General features: G+C 61.9%; 6 protein-coding genes. 3 read left to right on the top strand and 3 right to left on the bottom strand.

Annotation, left to right across the window (positions count from 1 at the left end; translation table 11 throughout):
* Positions 1–13: 13 nt before the first annotated feature.
* The gene (locus ACILRB_RS10875) at positions 14–913 is read left to right on the top strand and encodes a LysR family transcriptional regulator (protein WP_395666319.1); all 900 of its coding nucleotides are present in this window, start codon (positions 14–16) and stop codon (positions 911–913) included.
* A 145-nt stretch (positions 914–1,058) separates the two neighbouring features.
* Here the strand turns inward: ACILRB_RS10875 and ACILRB_RS10880 are convergent, their stop codons facing one another.
* The 3 genes from ACILRB_RS10880 to ACILRB_RS10890 form a co-directional block, all read right to left on the bottom strand.
* A complete protein-coding gene (locus ACILRB_RS10880; protein WP_395666313.1) occupies positions 1,059–1,634 on the bottom strand; it encodes a PIN domain-containing protein in 576 nt (191 codons plus the stop codon).
* On the bottom strand, positions 1,624–2,070 hold the full coding sequence (locus tag ACILRB_RS10885) for a DNA-binding protein (RefSeq protein WP_395666314.1): 447 nt from the start codon (positions 2,068–2,070) through the stop codon (positions 1,624–1,626). Before ACILRB_RS10885 ends, ACILRB_RS10880 begins: the two co-directional genes overlap by 11 nt.
* A 76-nt stretch (positions 2,071–2,146) precedes the next feature.
* Entirely contained in the window at positions 2,147–3,502 is a 1,356-nt protein-coding gene (locus tag ACILRB_RS10890; RefSeq protein ID WP_395666315.1) for a tyrosine-type recombinase/integrase, read from the bottom strand.
* Between the two features lie 444 nt (positions 3,503–3,946).
* Here ACILRB_RS10890 and ACILRB_RS10895 point away from each other — a divergent pair, with 444 nt between their 5' ends.
* Positions 3,947–5,122: a Fic family protein gene (locus ACILRB_RS10895; protein WP_395666316.1), complete on the top strand. Its 1,176-nt coding sequence runs from the start codon at positions 3,947–3,949 to the stop codon at positions 5,120–5,122.
* A 120-nt stretch (positions 5,123–5,242) separates the two neighbouring features.
* Positions 5,243–6,124 (top strand): LysR substrate-binding domain-containing protein (locus ACILRB_RS10900; protein WP_395666317.1); only part of this gene is annotated, 882 nt, incomplete at its 3' end.

Raw genomic sequence — 6,124 nt, forward strand, 5'->3', positions numbered from 1 at the left:
GAGGTGGCTGGTCGTGACGCTTGAGCAACTCCGGATTTTCGTAGCGGTCGCGGAGCGGCAGCACGTGACGCAGGCGGCCCGAGCGCTGAATCTCGCCCAGTCGGCCGCCAGCCATGCGATCGCAGCACTCGAAGCAAGGCACAACGCGCGACTTTTTGATCGGGTGGGACGCCGGATCGAATTGACGGAGGCGGGCACGGTATTTCTTGCCGAAGCTCAGGCGATCCTGGCGCGGGTTGATCGCGCCGAACTGACCCTGAGCGAGTTTGGGAGCCTTGATCGCGGAACGCTCACGGTGCAGGCCAGCCAGACAATTGCGAGCTATTGGCTGCCTCGGCACCTTGTCGCATTTCGTCGAGCCTATCCGGGGCTCGATATCCGATTGTCGGTTGGAAATACGGCCCAGGTTGCGGAAGCTGTGGAAACCGGCGCCGTCGAACTGGGCTTCGTTGAAGGGGTGGTCGAGCGGGATAAACTCTCCAGCACGCGTGTTGCTTTCGACCAGATGATCCTTGTCGTCGGTGACGAACATCCCTGGGCCGCGGGCAAAGCGCCGAATGCGGACGACCTCGTTGAGAGCGAATGGGTGCTGCGGGAACCGGGTTCTGGGACCAGGTCGGCATTCGAGCACGCGCTTGAAAATGCTGGTGTAGTAGCCCAGCGATTGCGTGTTTCCATGGAACTGCCTTCAAACGAAGCCGTCCGAGCCGCCGTTGAGGCAGGGCTGGGTGCGACGGCGCTTTCAGCGTCGGTAGTGGCTGCGAGCATCGAAAACGGCCTTCTGCACCGTGTCCCGTTCAAGTTGCCACAGCGCGAGTTTCACGTTCTCCGGCATAGTCAGGGCTATCGGTCTCGCGTTGCCGATGCTCTTCTGCAAATCATCCTTCGTCATACCAAAGCGAAGAGCGTCTGATTTTCAAAGTCGTAGATATATAGACCGGGGCAGAGATTTGAGCGCGGGAAAGGCACTTTCCCTCTCCCGGGGCTCCCAATTGGCGGCGACCAGATTCCCAATCCGCGGATTGCAAAAAGCCGCCGGAGGCGTCGTCTTTCACCGCTCAGAGGTCACCGATATGATTCTTTAGTCGACTGTGAAGCTGGGTCAGCTTCTGATCGCGCAGCATGTCGAGAAACGCATCGGCGGACATGGCAGACCGCGAAAGATTTCGCCGGGCATGGGCGAGAGACCCCAGCACCAGCAGGGGCGTCCGGTCGTAGATATCGGCCAGGAAAGCATCGGGTGTCTGGCAGACCAGGCCGTGCGACTTCAGGGCTTCGGCTGGAAAATCGCGCAGGTTCCAAGTCAGGATATGTGAGGCCTTGGCTTCGATCGCAGCCGCAACGACATGGCGATCGTCTGCATCGGGCAAGGTGATGGTTGGGATATGCTTCTCATATCCCGCAACCGTTGCTGCCGGCAGCGCTACGTTCATGAGCCGCTTCGCGACTTCGAGCCGATCGAGCGTGAGGCCAGGCGCGTTGGCGAGGAGGTTGCGCATCCACTCGCCGTGGATCTGTTCAGACCAGCGGGCGTCGAACAAGCGATCGACGCTCGCCTGCACGACGATGTTCCTCAGGTGGAATGGATAGAGGATGCAGGCATCGCAGACCGCGACAACGACGCTAGACGCCATATTGGAGATGCAGATCTTCGGCGTCGGCGGCCAAGGCCTCTGTCGCGGTGCGCTGCGCGTCGAGCTTCGCCTTCAACGCCAACACACCTTTCAGAGGTGCGCGACGATGCTTGCCGACATAGCGGAACGGCAGGTCGCCGATGTCCATGCGGTGTACGACGAGCGGGCGCGAGATGCCGAGGATGACGGACGCCTCCGTGGGGCTCAATTCCTGGTCCTCGACGAGAACGGCAACGCGCTCGCCGCTGAAAAGGCGTGACAGCAACGTCCCCACGACGCTGACCGCAGCGGGTGGCAGCGCCAGGGTGTGATCCTCGCCGTCGCGACGGCGGACGCGCAGCTCGATGCGATCGCCGTCCGCCAATATCGGCAGGGACGAAACCTTCTTGCGATCCCGGTCTGAGAGACCGGCGAACTTGACGACTTGGCTGGCCATGGCGCGTTCTCCTGACCAGGCAATATAGTCTTTCAGGCCCGTAACTGCAATAACTGAAATCCCTTCCCGGGTTTGGTCAGGCCGCAAGGGATAGTTCCTCCCCATCTGCTCCACCGCTAGCGGCCTGTTCCAGGAAGCGCGCCAGCGCCGCTTTCCGGGAATCCCGATCAAGAGCGTAAGCGGTCTGCTTGAAGGCCTTTCCGTCGAGAAGGCCCTGAATGAAGCCAGAGATCGTATCCGCCGCCATGATGAGCGCCGTATCGAGGGTATGGATGTATTTGCTGGTAACGGAGCCTTTTGCGTGACCCACAAGCGCCGCGATCGTAACTTCGGTGAAGCCGAGATCGTTGGCGATGCTGGCAAAGCTGTGGCGCAGGACGTGCGGCGTGAAGTCCTCGATCGGCGACCCTCTGAAAATCTGCTTCCAATGATTGGGGAAGCCGCCGAACGCCCCGTCCTCCGGGCGCGGGCCGGGGAAAACGTAGCTCCCGGTCTGCGACTTGCTCCGCTCCTCCAGATATTCGACGACAGGCAGGCCGATGGGGCGAATGGATGCTCCCTCTTTGCTGTCGATCAGCCGCAGGCAACTGGCTCCTGTATCGGCCTCTGACCACTTGAGGCCGATGATCTCGCTTCGCCTGCAGCCGGTCAGTGCGATCTGGCGAATAATCTCGACGGTCATCGCATATTTCTCGTTCTCGGCGGCCTTTCGCAGGATTTCACCCAGGGTGCGATATTCGACCTCTGTGAGCCGACGCCCGCGCACGTTGTCCTTGGGCTTGCGGATGCCATGCGCCGGGTTCGCGGTGATGATCCCGGCTTCCATGGCGTAGGTGAGTATTCCGCCGAGCAGCCCAATGGTGCGGGTCGCGGTTCCGGCGCCGCCGCGCACGATGGACTTTCCGCGCAGCTTCTTCGTCTTGACCGAGATGCGCGTCTTGCCGGCCATGATGTCCTTCAGCACCTTGGCGACGTCGGCTTTCACCAGATCCTTGACCCGCCGGCTACCGATAAGGGGGATGATGTGCCGATGAATCCGGCCGACGTCGCTGACAATCGTGCCGGCCTTTTTCGATCGGCCGCCTTTTCCCAAGATGAGCCCGGCATCCAGGTCCTTGAGATAGAGTTGGCAGAGTTCCTTGACGGTGATCGCCTGGTGATCGAGTTGCCGCTCCTCCGCCGGATTGTCGCCCTTGGCGATCCGGCCGAGCTGGACCTTCGCTTCCTGCCGGGCCGTCTCCGGCGTCCACACGCCATGTAGGCCAATGGTATAGCGGCGGGTCCGCCCGGCCGCCCGATACTGGATCAGGTAGCTGCGTTTGCCGGAGGCGAAGATGCGCAACCCGAAGCCGGGCAGCTCGTCGTCCCAGAGGAAGTAATCCTTTTCCCGAGCGCCCGCCGCGTCCACAATGCGTTTGGTCAGCTTAGCCATGTGACGTCTTCCCCGCTCAGGAGAGGCTGTTTCCACGGAAGCACCACGGAAGCAGCCGGATGGATATCATAGCGAATTTTCGGATAGACGTTTCGGCCCGGAAATTTGGATAGTCTAGGAGTTTCAAGTAGTTGTCGTAGCATGGCGTGCCCTAGCGTGCATTTAGGATGGCTAGGTCAAATTGCTCCGAAGGTGGAGGCCACACGTTCGAATCGTGTCGGGTGCGCCAACCTCCCTAGATGTGCGCCTTGTGGCGCCAGTCGGATTAGGTTGGCTGAGGGCTCGAAGATGTCGAGCCAGCCCACTTTCTCGTCCTGTCGTGCTTCCAACCGCCCGCGCCTGCGGACGCAGCTTCATGCCGGCGGCCTTGAATTAGCCCCACCAGCTATTAAGCTATATGGCGATATGCTTTAATATCCGACTAGGCTAATTAAAGGATCGCGTGTGCCGAACGGAGAGAACCAAAGGCTCGGGGCCTATGTCGAAACGAGCGCGGGAGGCGAGCGCGTGCGCGCCTATGTGCCTGCCCCGCTGCCGCCGAATCCGCCACTCGAACTCGGACGGTTCATGCAGGTCTACGAACGCGCCATTGCCGCGGTCGGGCGTCTCGACGGCGTGACGACGATCCTGCCCTCGACGCCTTTGTTCCTCTACATGTACGTCCGCAAGGAGGCCCTCCTGTCCTCTCAGATCGAGGGGACGCAATCCTCGCTGTCAGATCTGCTGCTGTTCGAAAATCACGAGGCGCCGGCCGTCGAACTCGACGACGTGACCGAGGTTTCGAACTACGTCGCCGCGATCGAGCATGGCGTTTCGCGCATGCGCGGCGGATTTCCTTTGTCGCTCCGGTTGATCCGCGAGATGCACGCCATCCTGCTCAAATCGGGGCGTGGCGCCGCGAAGCAACCGGGCGAGTTCCGCCGCTCGCAGAACTGGATCGGCGGAACCCGGCCCGGCAACGCCCTGTTCGTGCCGCCGCCGCCGAACCGGCTGGACGAGTGCCTCGATGCGCTGGAGCGCTTCCTGCACAGCGAGGATGCGGCGCTGCCCCCGCTCATCCGGGCAGGCCTGGCCCACGTCCAGTTCGAGACGATCCACCCCTTCCTCGACGGCAACGGGCGCCTGGGTCGGCTGCTCATCACGCTGATCCTGTGCGAGGCGGGCGTGCTGCGCGAGCCGATCCTCTATCTCAGCCTGTTCCTGAAATCCCGGCGCGACGACTATTACCGGCTCCTGCAGGAGGTCCGCCAGGCCGGGACGTGGGAGACCTGGATGGAGTTCTTCCTGACCGGCGTCGCGGAGACGGCGGAACAAGCCTCCGCGACGGCTCGCGATCTGATAGCCATGTTCGATGCTCACCGACAGCAGATCGCCGGCCTCGGCCGCGCGGCGCCGTCGGCGCTTCGGGTCCACGAATTGATTCAAGCCAGCCCGATCGTAACCATCCAGACTGTCTCCGAGAAACTCGCGGTCTCCTTCCCGACCGCCAGCACGGCGCTGGAAAATCTGGCCAAGATCGGTGTCGTGCGCGAGACCACGGGACGGCAGCGTGGCCGGATTTACGCCTATTCGGACTACCTGGCCTTGCTCGATCGCGGCACCGATCCATTGCCGGCCTGAGACATTGGATCGAACCAAGCTCTCGACACATTTGTTTAGGTAGAGTCGATCACAGAGGGGGACGCAGGAGGGGGCAAAGTTTGTGAAAGGCGGCCCGTCCAGGCCGATGAAGTGAGTCGTGTGGATGTAGAGCTTAGTGATCTGCGTTTGGCTGTCGTGACATCACAGCACCGCAGCCTGCGGCAGGCGGCGGAAGCTCTGAACATACGCCAATCGACCTTGAGCCGCCGGCTGCACGAGATCGAGCGCCAGCTTGGCGTGGTCTTGTTCGAAAGGACGAATGGCGGCACCCACCTCACCACGGTCGGACTGGAGTTCGTCGCGAGCGCTAAACGGATCCTCGACGACGTGGACACGGAGCTCCGACGGATCAAAAGCAGAAGCCGTGGTGAACTCGGCCTCCTGACAATTGGCGTTCATGCCTCCCCGTCAGCGGGACACATGCACGCGACGCTGGTCGAATACCATCGCCGCTTTCCGGATGTGGATGTGCGCACCGTCGACGGCAGCCAGGATCGGCTGCTCTGTGCTCTGGCCGGGAACGCCGTCGATATTGCGATCATGACCGGCCATGCGACCTCCTGGGATGGCCGGATGCTCCCGCTTTGGAGCGAACGGGTGATCGTGTCTTTCCCGCAGCATCATCCGCTTGGCCAGAATTCGAGAATTCGCTGGGCGGATCTCGCAGACGAAAAGTTTCTCGTCCCACAGCAAGGCCCTGGGCCGGAGTTGGAGGGGTTGCTCGCGGCGAAGCTTCGTCATGCCGTCGGCTCTCAGCAGATCGTCCATCAGGACTCGTCACTGGACAGGCTGCTGAGCCTGGTCAGTGCGAACTATGGAACGCTCCTGATGTTCGAGGGCGCGACGGGCGTGCGTCACGAAGGCGTCGTCTACCGGGAGGTCTTGCACGACGACGGTCCGACCCAAGTCAAATTCATGGCCTGTTGGCGAGAGGCGAACAGCAATCCCGCGCTGGGATCGTTCCTGGCGATGTTGCGCGAA

It is taken from the genome of Methylocella sp. (genome assembly GCF_044226135.1).
Lineage (GTDB): Bacteria > Pseudomonadota > Alphaproteobacteria > Rhizobiales > Beijerinckiaceae > Methylocapsa.